Genomic DNA, 23,489 nt, shown 5'->3' with positions numbered 1-23,489 from the left:
TCATTTAGTAAGTCAAGTTAAAAACCTGTAGACAACCGAGTCGTTACGGCACGGGTGAACGAATAATTCTGACGCAACTCAACTTACCCTTGAACGGGACAGTTGTATTCGTTCTCTTGGAGTCCAGTGTAATGCCTCTTCTGACAATATCGCCCTTCTGAAAGGTGGAAAGATCGCCGATATAAATCCAATCCGTGCTAATAGGATTAATGTATGTATCCAGCCAGAACCACCATGCCTCGCCCCCACGACAGTTTTCCGAACTCAGTTGAAATTGACCCGCTGATGGCGCGTCATTTAGCCTGAAATAACTGTACTCATCATTGACACACCCATAATTATCGCTCGTAAAATCTACAGCCGGCTGGGTTATGAACGGCACGCTGCAGGTTTTACCACCCTCGCTTCCTTTTTCTGAAAAAACGATCGAACCTGTTGCTTGCTTTTCAGTGGGCTGCTGCTCTGCTACTGCAAAGGTACAGACACACATAAACCCGCAGAAAACCGCTATTGAAGCTTTCATTTCAAACTCCTTGAAATCAATCGACACTGGCAATTGCAACGGTATTTGTTTATTTCCAGTTATGTTCTACATCACTCTGTCGTGGGCGGCGTATAGAGCGTGCGCACCAGCCTATTGCGGTGCCCCACAATACTTGGCGGCAAAAAATCGATTTGCATGAAGTGTGGATTACCGCGTTTATCCACCAATTTCAGGACCAACGGACGTGACAACTTAATTCGTTCTGGATTGGTGGGCCGCACATAGTTAACCCTCTTGTCACGATGCAACGTGATGAGCAACTTGCCTACTTCGAAGACATTCTTGACATCGATATCAAGACTGAGCCCTTCAATGACATTCTTGGTGACCTCATCAAATTTTATTTTTCTCGTTGACCCCTGACTCGGTTCTTCGAAGTACCAGCCAGTCCAACTGCAATATCTCTCGTAAAGTTGTTCCGACTCCCACCGAACCATCGAGGTATTGGTGAGCCCGTTTACCGGCAGGAATTCCAGCGTTTCGAAGGCTGTCCCGGGCATGCCTAGCCGGCCGACGAATTCAAACTTCCAGTAATCCTCGGTCTTGGGGTGAAAGTCGAAATCATCCTCCTCGTTTTCACCCGGCCCCGGCCCTCCCGATCCGCCATCGACCCGGGTTCGGGTGACCTTGTAATCGTCGTCGATATAAGTCGGTTGCGGATTTGGCGTGACGTAAATCCTGGAGTTAGGTTGTGACGCCTGGGTCGAGTCGAACCATTCGCGAGTGAATTCGGCCTGGAACTTGGCGAAGAACGTGCCCGTCAAGTTGCCCCGCTGCCGGGTATGGATGTACCGGAACATGGTGTCGGCAGCCTGCGGAACATCGTCCGGGAGAGCCGACCCGGCACCGCGCGGCGGAGCCAGTTCGAAACGGTTGGGGATGTTGCGCGTGCGCCACAGTTGAGGGTCATCGTCAGGCATGCCTTCGAGCGAGTCCGGCAGGGGTTCGACGTTCTGTTTCGAGGAATCGTCCACCAGGCGCATGCTCGCCTGCTCATAGGCACTCAACGGGTACTGCACGTTATTGATCGGGGTGGTCTGTACCGTAATCACCGCTCGCAGTTGCTGGTGACCGTTGTTGAACACGCTGCCCATCCGGTTGCCCTCGAGCCCGCCCGGCAGCTCGATGATGAACAGGTCGAGGTCTTCCCAGTGGGGTTCGTCATCCATCTGCGAAAGCAGGATGACGCTGTAACCGCTGGAAAACACCACGCCGTTGAGCACGATCTCGCACTGCACCACGACGCTGCCCGTGGCGCCCTGCGCAGGGGCTGTATAGCGCCCGTCGGCGTCGACCGTGCCGCCGCCGGCAATCACCTTCCAGCGTCGGCGCTGCCCGGGCAACAGGGTGATGTCGTCCTTAAGCTGGACCACTTCGGACGCCTTGAGCCTGGGCACGTAGGACGGTTCCATGCGTACCTGTTGCTGGCCATTGACGATCAGGATGGCGGCCTGGCCTGACTCGCTGCCCGTTGCCTGTGCCTGCTGCACGAGCAGGCTTTTGTTCTTGCCACGGGCGTCGACCGTGAACAGCGCCTGGCTGTCGGTCTGTTTCAACGTGCCGTATTCAGGCGTGAGCAGTTTCCAGGTGACGGGGACCGCATCCAGCGTCAAGGCCTGGAGCGCGACCGGTTGCCCGTCGAAGGCCGACACCGTGGTCAGTTGCGGCGAGGTCGTCATGCTGTCGAACAACACGTCCACCAGTGCTGAGGCGGTGCGGGTGACGCCGCCATCGACATACTCGGCGGTCACCACCACGTGCAGCCGGTCGTGCCCGACCAGCGCACGCACCGGGGCGGTGTAGGTGCCTGCGGTCACTTTGCCATGTCTTTCCGGCGAATGGCTGGCGAGGCTGACGGCCGTCCAGTTGCTGGCCTGGACCACCTGGCCGTCACCTTTGGTCAGGGTGAACTGCTGGGTGCCACCTGCCTTGATCGCACTGTACGCAGGGCTCAGGGCAATCGACTCGGGCGTGGCCCTGACCTGGCCGAATACGGCCAGGTCCCGAGGCGTGTGCCGCACAACTTCTTGAAAACGATTGCCTTCGGGAAACAACAGGTTCGTGAGCATCTCCATTTCGTTGCCTTCCATACGCCCGATCAACGACTCCGCCAGGATCAATACTGCGGGGTACAGGAGATCGCCACTGGCGTTCGCATCACTGGGAATGAAAAATGGGAAGTCCGCATCGAGAGGGAACTTGCCGGGCGTGGTTTGCCCCAGGACGCTGGCCAACAACACGACATTGCCGTCGCCGTAGTTTTTGGCTCCGCGTACGGTCGCCCCAGGCGCCGGTTGGGTCACGATGCGAAACGACTTGGGCGTCAGTTGCTTGTAGCCCTTGAAGTCCACCATGCTGATGTGAAAGGCGCTGCGATTGGCCGGCAGGTCGTAGAACTGCTGCTTGAACAAATCGCCCAACAGCGTGTTGGTCGGCGCATCGATGCCCACCAGATTGCACAGCACGTCGCCTCCTGCGGACAGGTTGACGGTCACCTTGCCCTGCCGGTCGACCGCCCCCAGCAACGAGATGAGGTCGACCTCCACTTCAATGGTTGAGCCCTGACCCCGCAGGATGCTGACATCGGAGAGCAACACTGTGCCGCGACCAGGTTCCTGGCGCGTGGTGACACAACGCCCGGACAGGAAATCCATGGTCAGCACCGCCTTGCCGTCCCGTAGCGATGCGTTCGCAAATGACAGCCTGGGAGCACCGAAAGCGACATCCTTCAGTTGCACGACGTCGTTTTGACCGGCAGCCCCCTTGACCTCCCCGCTGAACAACGGCAGGAAGTCCATCGAACCGAATCGGTTGGTGTATTGCTGCTCGAGCAACCGATTGATGCATTCCCGATTGAACACTGCAATAGCAGCCCAGCCCTGGGTTTTCGGACCGGTTTTCATGATTTCCAGCAGCTCAGTCAATGAGTTTGCAGCCATGATCGTACCCTCTGCCTTGATTGAATAAACAAAGCACTGCAAAAGCTTTCACAGGTTATTTGGCCAACGCCTCCAGCACTGCAGTGAAGTCACTCAGGGGCAGCGGCAGAACGATATGGCCTTCGAAGTTGCCCAGCTCACCGCCTTCGATGAGCACGGTAATCAGGGCGAACGGCTCCCTGGCCTGCGGGTCATGGGTATACAACCCCGAATCGTCGATCGTGCCCGGCCCGCCCGTGGGCAGCGACCACTGCCCGTCGACCTGGAAGCCGTTGACCCAGGCCTGCAATTGCACCTGGCCAGGCGGCAGGCCCGGGTCGATGACCGGTTTGATCGTCGCCGCCGGCTCGTGCTGGATCACCAGCATCCACGCCGATTCGCTGTCGTTGGTGGCGCTGTTTTTGACCTCGATCTGATCGATCACATAGGCTTTGCCGGTGACCCTCGGGGCGGCGATGTACGCATGATCACCGTCAGGCAGGTCGCTCTTGACCAGCGTGCCGCTCTCCCCCGGTACCGGATCCTTGATGGACCACACCAGGGGTTCGGCGCCGGTATGCCCCGCCGTTAGCTCCACGCGCTCACTGTGGTAACAGGCCTGGAAATGTAGCTGCAGGGAAATTGCACTGGTCTGCACGGTCACCAGCGCCACGCTTCGCTCCCGGCTGTCCGGGTCCGTGGCAATGATCAGCACCTGGTTGAACCGACCTTGCATCGTGTGCGCCGGTGGTGCCTGGTACTCGCCGGTCGGGCTGACGGTGCCGGGGTTGCTGCCGTCTTCGGAGAGGTTCTCCACCGCCCACTGCACCGGCCGCGCAGGCTCGACACCCAGTTGCATTTTCCTGCCCGCGATCGCCACCGCGTGTGCCGGCACCACGGAGAACGAAGTCCCCAGGGCATGCACCCGGCCGAACGCCGCGCGGTCGAACGGCATCGCCAGGTGAGTGGGCACGAACGCGCTGTCGCCCGCCACGCGCATGCCGTCGAACAATTGATCGGGCGCGGTGACGTTCAAAAGCTGGGAGAAACGCACCAGCAGCGCACGTTTGAGCGTCTGCAGGACAAAATCGAGAATCTGCACCCGCACCTTGGGGTCGATCGATTCCGGCAAGCCTTCAAGATGGGTGATTTCGTCATCGCCCCTGTAGGGCAGCGACAGTTCCGCTTCCATCCCGGCCGCCTCTGACACCTCTTCGTAAAAGCGCAAGGCATGTTCCAGGTGAACGGCAAACCTGGCGGTGTAGGTGGCCCAGACGGTGCCGCCAATGGGTCGATAACTGACGGTCACGGTGATCGGGCACTGCCAGCGTTGCAGGGCGTGGTCGTCATGCAACTCGACTGTCAGGGGTGCAGCGCCGTCCATGGCCGAAACGCTGTAGCGAGTCGACTCGAACTGGTAATCGGCGCTCTGGTACGCGGTACCCGGCACCTCCAGTTCACCGCTTTTGGCGACGAGCCCGGTCAGCCTGCCGGTGCTGTCATTGACCCGATCGAAATCGCCACCGTCCAGCAACTGGAGCACGGCGTTGGCAAAGGTTGTGCGGTGCATGAAGGCCTGGGACAGCAATATCGTCGCCGTGAAGGCTTCATCGCCTTGCGCATCAGGAATCAGGTAGCGATAGCCCGAATCGTTGCCGGGGTAGTCGCCGCTGCTGCCCTCCTCGAGTTTGGCGAACAGCAGCAAAGCGCCGTCTTCGTCGACGGCCTGGGGGGCCGCGTGCGTGGCGGGTGAATCCGGGCGTTTGTGCGCTCGTGCATCAAAACTGTGAGCATGCAGGAACGAGTTGTCCCCCTCGTCGAGCGCCAACACGTTGAAGCGCCGTTGATCGTCGCCGAGTACCTTCAGGCTTTCATGCAATTGCTCCCCGCCCTGGCGTTGTTGCTCCGGCGTCTGAAAGATCTGCAGCAACGGTTCGCGGCCCTCTGCCAGGTCCAGCAACGCTTTGCCCTTGTCGCTGCTCACCGGCAGTTCCATGGTCAGGTGCGGGGCATTGAGCGGATCGAACCTGGCAAGGCGCAGGACCTTTTTCTGCTCGGCGATGGTCTCGACCATCATCAGGCTGGCGTTGACGACCGGCAGGTGCAACTGGGTCCTGTTGACCTGCAAATTCGCGTTGGCGAATGACACCTGGGGCGCGCCCAGCCTTACGCCGGACAGATAGTGCACCACCGGCGTGTCACGGATCGGGATTTCCAGGTCGTGGGTACCCAGGCCGTTGCCTTGGCTGAGGCGCACAATGTGATCGCGCAGCAACACCCGGTTCAATTCATGCCCCTGCAGGGCCACCAGCGCATCCCAGCCGAACGTCCGCGAAGTTTCCCTCATCCATGCCTTCAGTTCTTCCAACGAGTTACCGGCCATGACGATGGCTCCTGTTGAGTAATGAATTAACCGCGCGGCGATGCACAACGCTCATCGCGTTATCCGGCTGAGCACCGCCGGGAACTCATGCAGCGGTAGTGACAGAATCATGAAACCTTCAAACCAGCCCATCATTCCGCTGTCGATCGCTGCGAAAATCAGCACGAAATGCTCAGTAGTCGTGGCCGGCGCGGTATACAGGCCATTGGCATCGATCGTTCCCGGCCCGAGCGCCACACTCCACTCGGCGGGATACGCATCGCCATTGGAAATGGCTTCCAGCTGTACCTCACGGGTACCCAGATCAAAATTGACCACTTTCACGGTCAGTGCGGGCTTTTTCTGCAGCGCCAGCACATGCACCGATTGGGCGGGACCGTTGGCGGTGGTCACCTCGATCTCATCCAGCACAAAGGTCTTCTTGGGCACTACCGGGCCATGCTCATAGGTGTGATCACCGCCGGGCACATCGCTGGGTCGCAGTTGGCCACTCTCACCGGATACGGGGTTCTTGATCTTCCACTGCCGTGCGCCTGTTCCCAGGCTGCCTGCTCGCAGTTCCACCGACTTGCCGACATCGCACGTCTGAATGCGCGGGTTCACATTCAGTTCGTTTTGCACCACGGTCAGTAGTGCCACGCTGTACTTGCCATCGTCAGCCGTGGCCGTCACCCGCACGTGCAAGTAACGCTCGTCCAGGACGGGCGCCTGATACAAGCCGGTGTTGCTGATCGTGCCCGGATTGGCCGTTTCCCCTGTGACGTTTTCCACTTTCCATTGCGCGCCTTGTGCAACTGGAACCGTGGACAATTGCAGCGTTGTGCCCTGGCGAAGCAGGCTTTGCATCGGGGAGATTTCAAAGGACGTCTGGATGGGGTTGATGTGCGCAACGTGAAGGATGTCATTGGGTGCAAAAAACTCGGTGCCGCTGATCACTCGGCCGAAATTCAGCCTGATTGTCTGCTGAAGATAATCATTGATCGCACCTTCGGGTTTCACCAATTCGGCAAATGCCACTTTGAGATAACCCAGTAGTGAGGCGTATACACCTTGCCCCATGACAAAGCCCAACAGGATGTTTCGGGTTGGCTCATCCATTTCAGCCGGGTTTTCAACTTCGACAACCTTGCCAAACTGCAACTCCACATCCATGGCGACTTGTTCCAACATTATTTCGCCATCAGTTTCGCGTAGTTCGTACTCAATCCGAAGCTCAATCAGAATCTCTGCATCGAGTATCAGCGGGTAGGAGCCAAGTGGCGTTAAAGTTATTCTCGTCACACTTACTGGCGCCCACTCAATGACGACGTTGTTATCATCAAAGCGCACTGTTAGAGCACCTTCGCCGACACCTGACAGGTGCATCTTGCTAAATATCCAGACGAACAGCGACGGATGCCCGGGGAGAAAAGTCGATCCGCCGCTACTGGGCAACTCCAGACTTCCTGATTTGATAACAGCCGATATGAGTTGCCCGTGATCACTGAAGTTGAAATTGTAACCACCACCGTTGACGAGACGAGTCACTTCATTCAGTAAAGTATCCCCTGCCGCCCGCCGGCGATCGAACAGTACACTGGCCGAGTAATTGACGCCCTGCTTGTGCGCAAGCAGATACCGATAGCCGTCCCCGGGATAGTTACCGCCATGACGAGCCATGGTCCGCACCAGGACCACGATGCAACCCTCACCGAACTCCTGCGAAGAGCGATCCCATGCCGCCGGGCTGATTGCCTGGGTTCGCAATTCAAATGACTGCGGATCCATCAGAACGTTGCTCCCGCGCTTTATCTCACCGAGCGGGTATACCCTCTGCTCATCGAGGAGCTGCTTGAAATAGTCATGAAAAAATTCCCCACCTAACCTCTTCGCATGGTCAGTGTTGGCAAAAGTCAGAAAAAACTGATCGCTGTGTTTCAGATCCAGACGCACTCGCCCTTCAACGGATATTTCCCCTGGCACGTCAGCCAGTAATAACATCAGCGTCAACTCCGGGCCTTGCAGGGGGTCGATCACTTCCACCTTGATAGCATTCCAGCCATCGCCATCCTGGGCCAGGGTAATTTGGTCGCCACCCATTACATTCATGGTCAGCTGGGCTTTGGAGTCATTCAGTCCGGTGTTGGCAAAAGACAGTACTGGAACACTTAACATAAAGTTCTGGATTCGCTCCACGTATTTGCCTTCGACCAATTCCACCTCACCTGAAATCGGCTTGATGAAACTCCCGGCGCCGAATCTATTGATGTACTCCTGACGAATCAGTAAGTTTGACTTCTGCCGATCAAGCGCAAATATCAACCCCCAATCCAACATGCGAGAAGTTTCCTTTAGCCACGTCAGCAAGTTTTCAAGCGAATTATCGGACATGACCATGATCCTTGTTCGTTCAGGTGAAAATAGCCGTCAACGGGCGAAATGGCGGCAAACGTGTTTCAGGCAACCAGTTGCGGATTGATGAACGGAAACTGTTTGTAAATGACGCCGTCGTCGAAACTTGTAAAAACTTCGACGCTGAAGTGTTCGTTCAGCTTTAACTTCTGCAGAAAAGCCAATGGCAGTTCGGCAAACAACTGACCGGCGAAATACTCCTCTTCGGTCACGACCTCTGCGTCGCCCACCCGCAAATCGAAGGTTTCCTTGTCATCGCTCGAGGACTTGCCGTCCACGGTTATCCTGACCCGCTGCCCCTTGTCCATGAAGGTCCAGGAGTCGAGCCGGAACAGCACCCCGGTGGTGACCTTGGCCAGCGAAATCACATTGTTGGGTGACTTCGGATCCTCGATCTGCAGGGTTGGCCACTTCGCGATGGGGAAGTCCTTGACCAGCAGTTCGAAGACGTCGGAATTTCTGCCGGGCGGGGTGACCTTGTAGAACACCTTGACCCATTGCTCCAGGTTGGCCGGCAGGGCCGAGGCCGGAATCTGGAAACGGTCCTTGTCGCCCGCCGTGTGATCGACGATGACGCTGCCGGTACTGCCACGACCTTCCCAGTGCATCTGCACCGTCATCCCCGGGCTGATTTCAGCATCCGCAGGCAGCTTGACATAGACACCGCCGAGCACATCCTCGGCGTACACACGCCCCCTTCCCTCGCCCTCGGCCGTGGCCTTTTCGACATTCGGCCAAGGCAGTTTGATCGGTTTGCTGAGCGTCACTTTAAGCGGCTGCGAAGTGCCTGCCGTACCGACCCGGGCGTGCTGGTAATGCAGGCTGACCTCAAGACCGACGTTGGCCGCCAGCCACACATGGCCCAGGTGCAACTCGACGATGCCGCTGTCGACCGTCGAACTGTCGATGAGCAGCGAGGCGATGGCCGTACTGTCGCCGTCGGCATACAGCACCACGCTGTCGCCGGGCTGCATGCCTGGCCAGGGCTCGACCACCACGAAAATGCCGTCTGGGAATACGTCCGGGTCCAGGTCACTGCCGTTGAAGTCCTTGATGCCCGGCGCCGGCAGCAAGGTGCTCGGGGGCGCAATGATCTGCACGGTCTGGCTTGCCGAAGTGGTGGGCGTGGTGGGCGTGGTGGGATCGGCGTACTCGATCACGTAGCGCAGATGGGCGAAACCATTGGCGATGGATTGCAGCCGGCCCCGGTCGATCAGCCACTTCTGCGGCTGGCCGATGTCAGCCTCCACCAGGGTGTTGGTGGAGCGGAAGGTTTCCCAGTACATGCCGTCGTCAAAATGCAGGTCCGCTTCCAGGGTCACCCGGTCGCCCACCGACATGGCCTTGTAGGGCAATGCCACCACCGTTGCCGGGCCCGTGGGAAACCAGTTGAGGTCGACGTGCAGCTCGTGGGACTGGCGAAAATGCGGCACAGGCAACGCCTGCGCGAACGGCCGTTTGCCCACGTAGAAAAACCGCCGCTTGGACTCCTCGCCGCGCTCGTCCGGCTGGCTGGGGTCATGCAACTTGAACGAGTAGAACACGTAGCCCTGGTCCAGGGCCTGGAGCATGTTGTTGCCGATGCTCACCTGCTTGCCTTCCGGCTCCAGCTCGCCGGGGCCGACTTCGATCAGGGTGGTGAACATGTCCCTCGGGTCGCCATTACTCGCGCAGCCGTACCAGGTAGGCCAGAGGAAGTCGCCCTCCTTGAGGGTCGAGTGATTGATGTAGGTGATCAGGTCGTCGGTGCCCAACTGGTCCAGGTCGATCGTATTGTCGGCGCCGAGTGCGGGCACTTCAGGCGGGGGTAGCGTGGCAGCCATCCTGATGACTCCTTGATGCCGACGGGCGTCGATTGCAGGGACCGGATCACCGAGGCGACCCTTGCGGATGTCACCGTTTTACGCCTCGACGGGCGTTCTGCCCACTATCAGAACTGATAGGTTCGCAGCCGATTTCTTGCTGATATGGTTTGCTGCGAAACCTGTCCGCGTGCAGGGGTCGGCCTGCTTCGGCGGTGCTGCCCACCGTGCTTTTACGCGCACTCGGGTGGGCGTTGGCAAACACCCACACCAAGCGTTCCAGGGCGAAAAAGCCCAGCAGTTTCCTGCACATTCCAAGCTGGAGGTCGATACCCATGGCTGCCCAAACGTCCCTGCACTCCAACGCCAACAATTTCCTGAGTGCCATGCAGGCGGGGGTCAACCCGCGCACCGGCCTGTACAGCATCTCGGTCAACCTCGGGGAGATCATCGCCAACGGCCTGCGTGGGCCGGGTTTCCAGCTGGCGCTTGGGTATAGCCCGCTTTCGCTGGTGGACAGCGGTTGGGGCCTGGGTTGGGACATGCAGCTGTCGCAGTACACGTTGTCCAACCAGGTGCTCTCGCTCAGCACCGGGGAATCCTTCAAGGTGACCGGCACCGACGGCAACGGGCAATTGCTGATGAAGGAAAAGAAACTCGACACCTTCCATTTCTACGAGGACACCGCCAACCAGTTTCGCGTCGTGCACAAGTCCGGCATGGTGGAAATTCTTGAAGTCAAAGGCAGCCTGCAAAACCGGGTGGCCGTGCCGACCAGGATTTACTCGCCCGTGGGTAACTTCATTACGCTGGAGTACACGACCTTCGCCGGCGTTCACCAGTTGCTCACGGCGATCAGGGATGAAGCCGGCCTGCTGCTGATGTCGGTCAAGCGCACCGACTTCCAACTGGAGGTGATGCTACTGCCGCTGGCCGGCCCCGGTGGCACCCCGTGGACGCGGTTTGTCATGGAGCTGGTCACCAACGACCGACGCGTCAGCCGAATCGTGCTGCCGGACGACAGCAAAGCTGCCTGGCGCTTCGACTACCTGCTCAAGGGACAGCACTTGTGCATCACCCAGATTGAGACCCCCGGCGGCAGTCGTGAGCAGATGTTCTATAACGATGCCGGCCATCAATACCCCACGGGAAACAACATGGACCCGCTGCCGCGGATCACCGAACATCGCCTTGACCCGGGCGCCGGGCAGCCGATGGTGCGGGTCGGCTACAGCTACCCCGGTGTCGAGAACTTTCTCGGTGGCGGGCGTACCATCGCCTGGGACCCCTCGGGCCTCGATAATCTCTACACCCTGCGCGGGCGCTACCAATACACCTGCGTGGAAAAACTGTTGATCGCAGGCAGTGCGGCGCGCACCATCGAATACACCTACAACCAGTTCCACTTGCTCACGGAAAAAACCACGACCCAGAACAACCATGTGCAAATCGTCAGGACCGAGTACTTCGTGGATGAAGACAAAACCTTCGAAGCACAGCCCAACTATTTCCAGTTACCCAGACAGGTCACCACGTTGTGGACCTACCAGGACAACGTGGCCCTGCAGCGCAGCGAAACGGCGACCAGTACCTACGACATCCACGGCAACCCACTGACACAGACCCTGCCCAACGGTGTGGTCGAGACCAATACCTGGCTCCCCCCTCGGCCAGCGACCCCGAGGGCTTTGTGCGTCACCTGAAAGAGCGCACGGTGACCCCGGCGCCCTCGGCCCCAGGCGATGCGCCAACACTGTGCACCCGCTACACCTACAAGGCCCTGACCCCACTGGGCCCCAGCCCGCTGTCGGACTATCACACCGTCGAGAGTGAAACCCTGCTGCAATTGCACAGTGGCGGCGCTGAAACCGAGTTGCAGCGTATGGTCTACAGCCACATCGATGACCCTGACGATGCGTTCCTCCATGGCCGCGTCTCGCGGGCAACCGTCACCTTGAACGGTATGTCGACCTTCAACGATTACCTGTACGAAAAGCTCGACTCCCCGGAGTTCCAGGTGCCGGTGCTGCAGACCACGCAGACCACCGCCAATGACTTTGACAGCACCAGCAGAAGCTCCCTGCAACAACAATCACTGCTCACCGGCCAGACCCTGTTGAGCCGTTTCGAGGACGTCGAAACCCGCAGTGTCTACGACAATCTTGGCCGCCTTGTCGAGCAGGTCGTTGGCCTGGGCACCCCCTATGAAGCCCGCCGTCGCTACGAGTCGAGCCTCAGCACGGTCATCGGCGAACAGCTCGAACAACGGGTGATCAATGCCCGCGATATCACTGCGCGCAGCGTACTCGACGGCTTTGGCCGGGTGGTGTACGAGGAGCGTGACCATGTCGATCCCGACAACCCGACTTCCACCCGTCAAACCAGTGCGTCGAAGTACAACGAATGGGGGGATATCGTCGAAGCCACGGCGATCGACTGGCTGGACGGTGTCCGACTGGAAGTGACCAGCCGGCAAGAGTATGACGACTGGGGCGAGCCGTTCAAGATCACCGGTCCCGACGGCGTGATCGCCTTCGACGTCGATGATCCGATCGGCACCCAGGAGTCCGATGGGCCGATTGTCCGTAGCTGGTTGCAGAGCCGCGACGGCTTGTTGATCACGGGCCTGAATGAAACCTGGCTCAACCGTTTCGGCAAGCCATCGCGCATCCGCGCCCTGAATGCAGCGGGCGATGAACTGTCGAAGAGGACCTACCAATACGACGGGCTGGGCAACTGCATCGAAGAGACCGACGAAAACAACCTGGTGACCCGCTACAGCTACGATGCCTTTTCGCGCCTGACCCGCACCCTGCTGCCCGACAACACTATCGTCAGGCGCGAGTACGCACCGCACAGTGCGGCGGAACTGGCGGTGACCCTGAGCAGCAGCACCGATGGCGTGCGGTTCACCCAGGTGGGTGAGCGCGAATTCGATGGCCTGGATCGCTTGACCCGCATGACCACGGGCACCCGCACCGAGCGTTACACCTACGAAGGCGGCCGCGAACAGCTACAAAGCCTGATCACACCGGCCAACGACACCATCCGCTACGACTACAACCTGCCGCTCAGCACCGCGCCGATTGCCAGCCAGGCGCCGGACGAAAATGCCAGTTTCTCCTACGACAACACCAGTGCACGCCTGACCCGGGCGAGCAACGAACTGGGTACCCGGGAGTACGACTACAACACCAGTAACCAGTTGACCGAAGAGCGCTGGATCGACACGCAGGGCAAGACCTGGCAGTCGCAGTTTTCCCACTCCATGAACGGTGCCCTGCTCAAGCGCACCGATCTGAAACAGGGCAACGACCCGGGGCTCGATACCGTGCATCATTACGACACCATCGGACGACTCATCCGTACCTTGCAGGGCGGGCTCGAGGCCGGTTTCAGCTACGATGGGCTGGGTCAACTCAGCGAGATCAGCACCCGGGACTTGAACGCCAGCAGCCAACTGACGACCCGGTTCGAGTACGACGACCAGGGCCAGGAATGCCTGCGTACGATGGTCGTGGACCAGCAGGTACCGCAGACCCAGGAACAGACCTGGCGCGCCGACGGACTACTGGACACCCGCCACTTGAAGCAGGGTGCCGTCAGCCTGCTGGAGGAACGATTCGGGTACGACCTGCGAGGTCGCCTGACCGAGCACTACTGTTCCGGCACCACCCTGCCCCACGATGAACTGGGGCGGGAGTACGTCGAGCAGATCTTCAATTTCAACGAGTTCGACAGCCTGACCCTGATCACCACCCGATTCAGCAACGGCCAGAGCGAACGTGCCTTCTACAGCTACTCCCCCAGTGATCCGTGCCTGCTGCAAAAAATCACCTACAACCCGACCCGCCCCACGGGCGACCCGACATTCAGTTACGACCTCAACGGCAACCAGAGCGTTGACGAGCAGGGCCGCCTGCTGACCTACGACAGCCAGAACCGCCTGGTGAAAGTGGAGGACAGCGCCGGGCAACTGGTCAGCGAGTATCGCTATGACGGCCACTCCCACCTGGTCAACACCGGCGACAGCAACGGTGACGACACCTTGCGCTTCTACAAGGACGAGCAACTGAACGCCATCGTCAAGGATGATCGCCAGACGCAATTGCTTTACCTGGGCGATCACCCCCTCGGCCAGCAGGAAGCCGGCGATCCGACGCAGACCCTGCTGTTGATGACCGGTGCGGGCAACAGCGTCATTGGCGAAAGCCAGCAGCAGGTGCTGCGTACGGCAGTGTACGGCGCCTACGGCGATCAACACAGCGATCAGGCCATGCAAAGCCTGACCGCGTTCAATGGCGAAGTACTGGAAAACGCCATGGGCTGGTACCTGCTCGGGCGCGGCTACCGGGCCTACAACCCGGTGCTCAAACGCTTTCACAGCCCGGACTCGCTGGCCCCGTTCGACGGCGGCGGCATCAACCCCTACTGCTATTGCCTGGGCAACCCGATCGCCCTGCGCGACCCCACCGGGCATCAGGCCATCGGTTTCAGCGGCCGCTTGCGTCGCCCCGACGAAGACGCCGTTACGCCCGTATCAGGCGGTAGTGACGTCATGAGCTGGATCTTCGTGGCGGTGGGCGTCGTCGGCACCGTCGCTGCGGGCGTGGCCACGGTGCTGACCGCGGGCAAGCTCGCGCCGCTGTTCGGCAAGGCCTTGTACTTTACCATCGCCAAGACGGCAGCCCTGGCCGCCTCCACCGTCACGGGTGCTGCCGCCACCGCGTTCAGTGCCGATGCTGCCGCCAACGACAACCCGGACTCCAACACCAAAGCCGGAATCTTTGGGCTCGTTTCGCTCGTGACCGGGATAGCCGCCGTCGGGTTCGGCATGGCGGCTTCGTTTTTCAAGACGGCAGGAGTTGCGGCGAGCGTGGCCGACTCGGCCGCCTCAGTGCGTTCGGCGGGTTCGATCAGTTCGGTGGGGTCGGGTAGCTCGGTTGCATCGAGTAGCTCGGGCAGCTCAATTGTCGCGGCGAGCAATCGGAACTCAGATGGATGGCAATTTTTACGACGCCTGCGTATACGGAAAGTTGGAAACAACCAACCACCAAGATCCGGCGCCAGGGCTGCAGACCTCATCAACAATAGTCCGCAAACGGCTGGCAGAAGCGCTTCGCGGGTACCACCTGTAGTGGATGATGCAGTCGCTTCCACCAGTGGCACTTCACCGGCGTCGAATGTCGGCGTGAGGCCCCCTGTCAGCCAGGGCGCACTGCGCGGGGCAAAGGCAAACCTGAAAAAAACGGTAGTACCCGACAAACCAGCGCCATCACGAGCTGATGACTTGTGGCAAAAACAAATCATCGCGGCGGCGGCGGCCCTGAATGATGGAAATGTGAGTGCTGCTGTAGACGTGGGTAACAACGTCGTGATGATGCCAAAAAGCTTCAAAATTAATCATACGGGCCCTCTCAGGCAAGCAAACATAGTCAAAGGATGATCCTCTTTAACTCGGCGACATACTTCATTGTGTCGCCGATTTTTTACCTACCCGACTTGCCCCCTCCAACAATTGCGCACAGCAGCCCCCTCCACTTCACCTTCCCACAAATAAATCCTACAAAACTTACACTACCGCCCTCCTACAACCCTACCTACGCTGACGACTTTTCCCACGCAACAAGTCTAAATTTCAACGTCTTACCTCACTACCCCTCTCCTACAAACCTCTCTACCATCCCCTCCCGTCATGACGCCGCTACAAAATAAACTTCCTGCAAAAGTGTAAGTAGCTGCATCAACAACCCGCGCCACTACTTACCCGAAACATCATTAAAGGATTCATCATGAAGAAACAACTGATTGCACTTTCCCTGGGACTTTCCGCTGCACTGGCTGGCACTTCGGCATTTGCCAACAGCGGTGTCATCAACTTCGAAGGGCGCATTACCAGCGCCACTTGCCCGATTGAAATCGTCAACCCGGAAGACGGCTCCATCGGCAACCAGGTCAAGATGGGCACCATCGAGGCCAGCCGCTTCACCGCCATCGGCCAGGAATTCAAGGGCAAGAGCTTCGGCCTGCGGGTAACCGCCGGCGCCGGTTGCGGTTTCAACCCGGCCGACAACGTGGCCAAGGTGGTGTTCAACGGCAACGCCGACAGCTCGGGCGACTACTTCGCCGTGACGCCGACCAGCGACGGCGCGAAGAACGTGGTGATTTCCCTGCACGACATCTCCGGGCCGTTGAAGCCTGGCACGGAGTCCGCGGAATACGCACTCAATGACACCGGTTCCACCGACATGATCTTCAACGCCTACTACCGCTCCACGGCCGCCACCGTGACCGCCGGTACGGCGTCGGCGGACATCCAGTTCATCGTCGCCATCAACTGATAACCCCCGCCCTCTGGACACGACGCCCGGTGCGTCGTGCGCCAGTGTTTTCGATGCGTGCGGCGAGCCTGGCTGGCCGCACGCATGAAGAAGGAGAACCCCCATGCCTGGCATCACCCCGTTACCCGCCATCTACCGCTACGCTGCCGGTTTGTGCATGCTGCTGATGTTGCTCGCACACATCCCTGCCGCCGAGGCGGCACTGAGCATCAGTGCAACCCGCGTGGTATTCGGCAGCGACAAACGCAGCACCTCGGTGATCATCTCCAACCCCAGCAATCGACCGTTCGCCGTGCAGACCTGGGTCAACACCGCCAGTGACGATGACACCACCGCCGTGCCCTTCATGCCCTCGCCGCCGTTGTTCCGGCTCAACCCGGGCAAGGAGCAACAGGTGCAGATCAACGGCCTGCCCAACGCGCTGCCCACGGATCGCGAGTCGCTGTTCTACTTCAACGTGCAGGAAATTCCCCAGGCGCAGGACACCGACGGCAACGTGCTGAACATCGCCCTGCGCACCCGCATCAAGCTGTTCTATCGCCCGGTCCAATTGAAGGACAACCCCATGTCGCGGCTCAAGGACCTTGAGTGGTCGGTACGGCAGGTCGGCGGCCAGGTGCACCTGGTGGTGCACAACCCGACGCCGTTTCACGTGTCGTTTACCCGGGTCGACGTCAGTGGCAACGGCCAGAAGCAGGCCGTGCAAAACCCCGCCATGGTCGAACCGATGAAACAGCAGCACTTCGTGCTCGACACCATCAGGCCCAGCCAGGGTTTGCAGGTGACCTTCTCGGCCATCAACGACTTCGGTGGCTTCAGCACGCCCTTGAGCGTGCCGGTTCAACCCGCCCCCTAGGGCAGTCCCCGCACTAACCCGCCAGGAACACTCATCATGATTTCACTACCCGACCGCGGGTGTGCGGCTGTGCCTGCGCGCCTGCTTTTTGCCCGGCTGCTCGTCATCGGTGGCAGTGGCTTGTTGCTGCTGGAATTGAAACCGGCGCACGGCGCGCAGCCCATCGAATTCCAGAGCGGCTTCATGCGCCAGAGCGCGGCCCATGCCGGTGATGCCGGATCCCTGGCCCTGCGCGCACTGGGCCACACCCAGGACCTGGGGCCCGGGCGCTACTGGGTCGACCTGCAGATCAACCTGCGCTACTTCGGCCAGCGCGAACTGGCCTTCGCCGTCGACCCCGCCACGCAACGCCTGTTGCCGTGCCTTTCGGCCGAACTGCTCGAAGAGCTGGGCGTGCGCCTGGGCAGCGTGGCCGACCCGACGTTGCTCAGCGGTCCGTGCGTGAACCTGTTCAACCTGATCCCCGGTGCCAAGATCGACTTCGATGGCGGCAAGCTGCTGCTGGCCCTGTCGATTCCGCAGATCGCCATGCGCCGCGATGTGATCGGCCGCGTCGACCCGGACCTGTGGGACTACGGCATCAACGCCGCCTTCGTCAGTTACCAGGTGGCAGCGCAACAGAGTTCCAGCCGGTACGGCGGCAAGAGCAACAGTGAAGACCTGTACCTCAACAGCGGCATCAACCTGGGTGCCTGGCGCCTGCGCAGCAACCAGTCGCTGCGCCAGAACGAAGAAGGCAAGCGCCAATGGACCCGCGCCTACACCTACGCGCAACGGGACCTACCCGGCACCCACGCCAACCTGACGCTGGGGGAAACCTTCACCGGCGGCGACGTGTTTCGCAGCGTGCCGATCACCGGTGCCCTGGTGGGCTCGGACCTGGGCATGCTGCCCGACGCCATGCAGGGTTATGCGCCGATCATCCGTGGCGTGGCACAGTCGCGCGCCAAGCTCGAGGTGTTGCAGAACGGCTATCCGATCTACTCGACCTATGTCAGCGCCGGCCCCTACGAAATCGATGACCTCAGCACCGTCGGTGGCAGCGGCGAACTGGAAGTGGTCCTGACAGAGGCCGATGGCCAGGTGCGCCGCTTCAGCCAACCCTATGCCAGCATCAACAACCTGCTGCGTGAGGGGGTGTGGCGCTACACCGGCGCCGTCGGGCGGTACAACCCCACCAGCAAGCTCGAAGACCCAATGCTGTGGCAAGGCACGCTGGCAATGGGCACGGTGTGGAACACCACCTTGTATGGCGGCCTGATGGCCAGCGAATTCTACCGTGCCGGCTCCCTGGGCGTGGCACGCGATCTGGGCACGTTCGGCGCCCTGGCGCTGGATGTCACCCGCTCCGATGCCGACATCGATACCCGCAACATCGGCCAGGTGCAGGGCATGAGCTACGCGGTGAAGTACGGCAAGTCCTTCCCCAGCCGCACCAGCCTGCGTTTTGCCGGCTACCGCTATTCCACCGAAGGCTATCGCGACTTCGAGGAGGCCGTGCGCCAGCGCAACCACAGCACGCCGTACCACGGCAACCGACGCAGTCGCCTGGAAACCTCGATCTACCAGCACATCGGCTCGCGCAGTTCGCTGAGCCTGACCCTGTCGCACCAGGACTATTGGGGCAGCAACTACGAGCAGCGCCAGTTCCAGTTCAACTTCAGTACCCAGCTGCAACACCTGAGCGTCAACCTGTATGCCTCGCAGTCGCTGAGCGATGACCGCAACGGCGGCGACAAGGACCGCCAGTTCGGCCTGAGCCTGTCGATGCCGCTGGATTTCGGCCACACCAGCAACGCGACCTTCGACCTGCAGAACAACGGCAGTCGCTACAGCCAGCGCGCCAGCCTGGGCGGCAACCTCGACGAAAACCGCCTCAATTACCGCGCCAGCCTGAGCAACAGCGAGGGCCGTCAACAGGCCGCTTCGCTGTCGGTGGGCTATCAGGCGTCCTTCGGCAGTATCGGCGCCGGTCTGACCCAGGCCAACGACTTGCGCAGCACCTCGATCAACGCCAGCGGCGCCGTGCTCGTGCACGCCGACGGCATTGCCCTGGGCCCGAACCTGGGCGAAACCAGCGCACTGGTGCAGGTGCCGGACATCGAAGGCGTCGGCGTCGTCAACGCCACCGGGGTGAAAACCGATGCCAAGGGTTATGCCCTGGTGCCGCATTTGCAGCCTTATCGATTGAACCCGGTGGTGCTGCAAACCGATCACCTGGGCCCCGAAGTGGAAATCGACAACGGTGCGACCCAGGTCGTGCCGCGCCGCGGGGCGGTGGTCAAGGCGAACTTCGCCGCGCGTTCGGTCAACCGCATGGTGATCACCACGCGCACCACCGAAGGCCTGCCGCTGCCCTTCGGCGCCCAGGTCAGTGCTGCCGACGGCACGGTCATGGGCATCGTCGGCCAGGCCGGCCAGGTCTTGCTGTCCAGTGGCGCAGAACCGCAGACACTGAATGTGCACTGGGGCGAACAGGCTGAGCCGCAGTGCCGCCTGAGCATCGACCCCGCCACCATGGAACAGGCCCAGGGCTACCGTTTGCAGGCACTGACATGCCTGTGACCTGCGCCCAACCAGTTGCCACCCTTGACGCGGTTGCGAGGAAAAAACCGATGAAATCTTCAACACATCGCCTGTTGCAGGGCGCGGCACTGGCCGCCAGCTGCATGGCACCCCTGGCGATGGCCAATTGCACCTGGAACACCGGCGGGCCGGCGACCATGAACTACCAGCGCGATGTCGGCTCGTTGTATGTCCCGCGCGATGCCCGGGTGGGCACGGTCATCGGCAGTGTCGACGTCAACCATGCCACTCCCAACAATGCGGGCCTGATCGCCCGGTGCATGAACGACGGCACGCGCAACCTGGAATTCAACGCGCGTGCGACCACCGGCATTTTCCCGGGGCCGATCGACCCGATCGACGGCGAGGACGTCACCGGCAAGATCCTGCAAACCAACATCCCGGGCGTGGGTGTGCGGGTCAAACTCGCCTACCCGCTCAATGGCCAGGCGGACAATACCTTCCACCCCGTCGGCCCGCCCACGGTGCCCTACGACGCGTTCAACGACCGTATGCTGCTGACGCATATTTCGCTCAACAGCCTGCACAACCGCATCACCCTGGTCAAAACCGGACCCATCGCGCTCGGCCCGCAGATGCTCGATGGCCGTGAGCTGTTCAGTGGCCACATGAGTGACCTGGGCAAGGTGTTCGGCTACGGCCTGACCGGCACCATCATTCCGGCGCAGTGCAGCGTCAGCGCCAACCCGGTGAGTGCCGACCCCGTGCTGCTGGGCGACTGGGACACCAGCGATTTCACCGGGCCAGGCTACACCACCACCGCCGTGCCGTTCAGGATTTCCCTGAGCCAATGCGAGACCGACACCGGTAATGGTTTTGTCGCCACCGCCAACATTCGCCTGGAAGGTATCCTCGGCTCGGCGCCCATCGGCCCTCCGGCCAATGGCATTTTCAGCCTGACCACCGATTCCAGCGCCAAGGGCATGGGCATCCAGGTGCTCAAGGGCGATGGCACCCCGGTGGAACTGGCCACCGAGGTCCCGCTGATCGCCATCACGCCAGGCAATACGCAGCTCGATTTCCAGGCCCGCTTCTACCAGACCGACCCACCCAACGCCGTCCGCCCGGGCCTGGCCAAGGGGGCGTTGAGTTTCACCCTGACCTACAAATGACCTGTAGGAGCGGGCTTGGAGCGGGCTTGCCCGCGATGGTCGTCAACGCTGACGCGGGCTGCCTGGATGCCTGCGGTGTTTGGTCTACCATCGCGAGCAAGCTCGCTCCTACAGTAGACCGCGATCCCCTGTAGGAGCGAGCTTGCTCGCGATGGTCGTTGACGGTGACGTGGGCTGTCTGGATGCCTGCGGTGTCTGGGCTATTTTTCGCGAGCAAGCTCGCTCCTACAGACGACCGCGATCCCCTGTGGGAGCGGGCTTGCCCGCGATGGTCGTCAACGGTGACGTGGGCTGTCTGGATGCCTGCGGTGTCGGGGCCATTTTTCGCGAGCATGCTCGCTCCTACAGGCAACCGCGATCCCCTGTAGGAGCGAGCATGCTCGCGATGGTCGTCAACGGTGACGTGGGCTGTCTGGATGCCTGCGGTGTCGGGGCTATTTTTCGCGAGCATGCTCGCTCCTACAGACAACCGCGATCCCCTGTGGGAGCGGGCTTGCCCGCGATGGTCGTCAACGGTGACGTGGGCTGTCTGGATGCCTGCGGTGTCGGGGCTATTTTTCGCGAGCATGCTCGCTCCTACAGACAACCGCGATCCCCTGTGGGAGCGGGCTTGCCCGCGATGGTCGTTAACGGTGACGTGGGCTGTCTGGATGCCTGCGGTGTCTGGGCTATTTTTCGCGAGCAAGCTCGCTCCTACAGACGACCGCGATCCCCTGTGGGAGCGGGCTTGCCCGCGATGGTCGTCAACGGTGACGTGGGCTGTCTGGATGCCTGCGGTGTCGGGGCCATTTTTCGCGAGCATGCTCGCTCCTACAGGCAACCGCGATCCCCTGTAGGAGCGAGCATGCTCGCGATGGTCGTCAACGGTGACGTGGGCTGTCTGGATGCCTGCGGTGTCTGGGCTTCCATCGCGAGCAAGCTCGCTCCTACAGGTTTAGGGTGTGGGGAGTCAAGCGATGAGCAACGGTCGCAACGAATCGAAGCGTTTCCAGGTGCGCTTGCCGTCGAAGCTCACCGTGGCCCGCACTTCAAGGCGCTCATTGAGCTTGAAGCGTTGCAGGTCCGCCTTGGAAATGCGCCCCACGGGAATTTTCGGGGCCACCTCCGGTACCGGACCTTCGACGAGCGCAGGGATCACCACGGTCTGCATGTTGGCGTCGATGCCCCGCACTTCCACGCTGACGAACTGTTCGGTGCTCATGAACGACCAGTTTTCCATGGTGAAGTTGGCAAAATCGGTGACGGCCTTCAGACTCAGGTTTCCGCCCGAATCATCCTCCTCGCACTGGACCGTGGGCAGGCCGCTGATGTCATCCACCCGCAAGTTGTAGGTCTGCGATTTGTGCGGGTTGGCCACACCCGGCTCGTGAACCTCATAGGTCACCGTCAGGCTGCCACCGCTGTGCTGGGCGATTCTGGTTTTGGGGATACTGTACTGACGCGACCCTGGTTCCACCGGGGTTTCGGTGGTGTAGTCCCCCGGCGTACCGGGCTGCGCCCAACACACCACCACCCGCTCGTCGTCATTGATGACCGCCGTTGCTGGCAGCTCCACCGTGACGCCATTGAGCGCCCTGGCCGGTACCAGCACCCCGCTGGATCCGCTGTTGCTGGCCTCCAGCACTTTCGCCGGTGGCAATACCCGGGGCACGACAGCGGTGTCCACGTTCAGCTCGACATGCACGGCGTAAGGCGTCTTGTTGCCCGCACGGTCCTCGACGCTGTACGACACAAACCGCGCACCGTTGCCGCGCAGGCGAATCAGGTCGCCGCTGGCCACCAGCTCCAGGGGGCCGGTGTAGTTCTTGTCGTCCAGTTCGATAACGCCCGCCTGCTGGTAACCCCCGGCACTGTCGCTCCAATACCAGGTGATGCGATCCCACGGCTTGGGAGTCGTGTAGAGGGGGATGCCGGCCTTCACCTGATCGTTGTTCTGCGCGAGGTATTGGGCGGTGAGTTTGTTGGGCGGCAGTACCGCCGGCGGAAACACCAGGGCGTTGGCGGTCGCCAAGGTTGGGGCCTGGGTATCGAGGGTCATGATCAGCGGGTTGGAATATTCCCAGTCGCCGTTGTAGATCGTCGCGCGATACCGCAGCGAATGCTCACCGTCATTGGCGCGCAGCCAGTGCTGGGGCAGCAGCACATAACGGTCGGTGTCGGTGATCGGCTGATCCCACGTGCGCACGACGAGCGGGTTGGGGTTGTTGTCCACGAACAGCTCGACCTTTTCTTCGCCCTTGGTGGGGTCCGAATACAACGGCACCGTGAACCAGACCTTAAGGTCGGTGCGGGTCAGGGCTTCGGGCAGCAGGTTGGTTTCGCCGCCGGGTTTGTCGGGCAGCAGCCCGACAACCTCAGGCGGGGGCATGAGCACATCGGTGGACTTGGCCATGAACAGACTCTCCTCGAACACTCAAAGAAGAGAACCGCCCCACGCCCCCTGCAGGAGCGAGCTTGCTCGCGATGGTCGTCAACGATAACGCTGGCTGTCTGTATCCCCGCGTCGTCTGGACTACCATCGCGAGCAAGCTCGCTCCTACAGGGGGCGTGTCACGG

The 23,489-nt window shown here is 60.7% G+C and carries 12 protein-coding genes; 6 read left to right on the top strand and 6 right to left on the bottom strand.

Going from position 1 to position 23,489, the window contains the following annotated elements:
- Window positions 1-43: 43 nt before the first annotated feature.
- The 5 genes from AB4N64_RS07070 to AB4N64_RS07050 all read right to left on the bottom strand — a co-directional run bounded on the left by AB4N64_RS07070 (window position 44) and on the right by AB4N64_RS07050 (window position 10,059).
- Window positions 44-523, bottom strand: coding sequence for a hypothetical protein (locus tag AB4N64_RS07070; RefSeq protein ID WP_460123399.1), 480 nt, complete (start codon window positions 521-523; stop codon window positions 44-46).
- A gap of 71 nt (window positions 524-594) precedes the next feature.
- A complete protein-coding gene (locus AB4N64_RS07065; RefSeq protein ID WP_460123396.1) occupies window positions 595-3,483 on the bottom strand; it encodes a hypothetical protein in 2,889 nt (962 codons plus the stop codon).
- 55 nt (window positions 3,484-3,538) lie between these two features.
- A complete protein-coding gene (locus AB4N64_RS07060) occupies window positions 3,539-5,845 on the bottom strand; it encodes a hypothetical protein (RefSeq protein WP_460123393.1) in 2,307 nt (768 codons plus the stop codon).
- Window positions 5,846-5,896: 51 nt separating this feature from the next.
- A complete protein-coding gene (locus tag AB4N64_RS07055) occupies window positions 5,897-8,215 on the bottom strand; it encodes a hypothetical protein (protein ID WP_460123390.1) in 2,319 nt (772 codons plus the stop codon).
- 65 nt (window positions 8,216-8,280) lie between these two features.
- Window positions 8,281-10,059, bottom strand: a complete 1,779-nt coding sequence (locus tag AB4N64_RS07050) for a hypothetical protein (RefSeq protein ID WP_460123387.1) — start codon at window positions 10,057-10,059, stop codon at window positions 8,281-8,283.
- A 314-nt stretch (window positions 10,060-10,373) separates the two neighbouring features.
- Here AB4N64_RS07050 and AB4N64_RS07045 point away from each other — a divergent pair, with 314 nt between their 5' ends.
- From AB4N64_RS07045 to AB4N64_RS07020, 6 genes are all read left to right on the top strand, one after another.
- A complete protein-coding gene (locus tag AB4N64_RS07045; protein WP_460123384.1) occupies window positions 10,374-11,741 on the top strand; it encodes a hypothetical protein in 1,368 nt (455 codons plus the stop codon).
- On the top strand, window positions 11,729-15,484 hold the full coding sequence (locus tag AB4N64_RS07040) for an RHS repeat-associated core domain-containing protein (RefSeq protein ID WP_460123381.1): 3,756 nt from the start codon (window positions 11,729-11,731) through the stop codon (window positions 15,482-15,484). The genes AB4N64_RS07045 and AB4N64_RS07040 overlap by 13 nt, the downstream gene beginning before the upstream one ends.
- 346 nt (window positions 15,485-15,830) lie before the next feature.
- Entirely contained in the window at window positions 15,831-16,379 is a 549-nt protein-coding gene (locus tag AB4N64_RS07035; RefSeq protein WP_460123378.1) for a fimbrial protein, read from the top strand.
- Between the two features lie 103 nt (window positions 16,380-16,482).
- Complete coding sequence (locus AB4N64_RS07030) at window positions 16,483-17,235, top strand: fimbrial biogenesis chaperone (protein ID WP_460123375.1); 753 nt, start codon at window positions 16,483-16,485, stop codon at window positions 17,233-17,235.
- A 36-nt stretch (window positions 17,236-17,271) separates the two neighbouring features.
- Window positions 17,272-19,800, top strand: a complete 2,529-nt coding sequence (locus AB4N64_RS07025) for a fimbria/pilus outer membrane usher protein (RefSeq protein ID WP_460123373.1) — start codon at window positions 17,272-17,274, stop codon at window positions 19,798-19,800.
- A 104-nt stretch (window positions 19,801-19,904) separates the two neighbouring features.
- Entirely contained in the window at window positions 19,905-20,933 is a 1,029-nt protein-coding gene (locus AB4N64_RS07020) for a fimbrial protein (RefSeq protein ID WP_460126651.1), read from the top strand.
- A gap of 949 nt (window positions 20,934-21,882) precedes the next feature.
- On the opposite strand, the gene AB4N64_RS07015 is transcribed toward AB4N64_RS07020, so the two are convergent.
- The gene (locus AB4N64_RS07015) at window positions 21,883-23,325 is read right to left on the bottom strand and encodes a hypothetical protein (protein WP_460123371.1); all 1,443 of its coding nucleotides are present in this window, start codon (window positions 23,323-23,325) and stop codon (window positions 21,883-21,885) included.
- Window positions 23,326-23,489 lie beyond the last annotated feature (164 nt).

The organism is Pseudomonas sp. S2_C03, from assembly GCF_054668405.1.
This window is presented reverse-complemented; position numbering and strand designations above follow the sequence as displayed.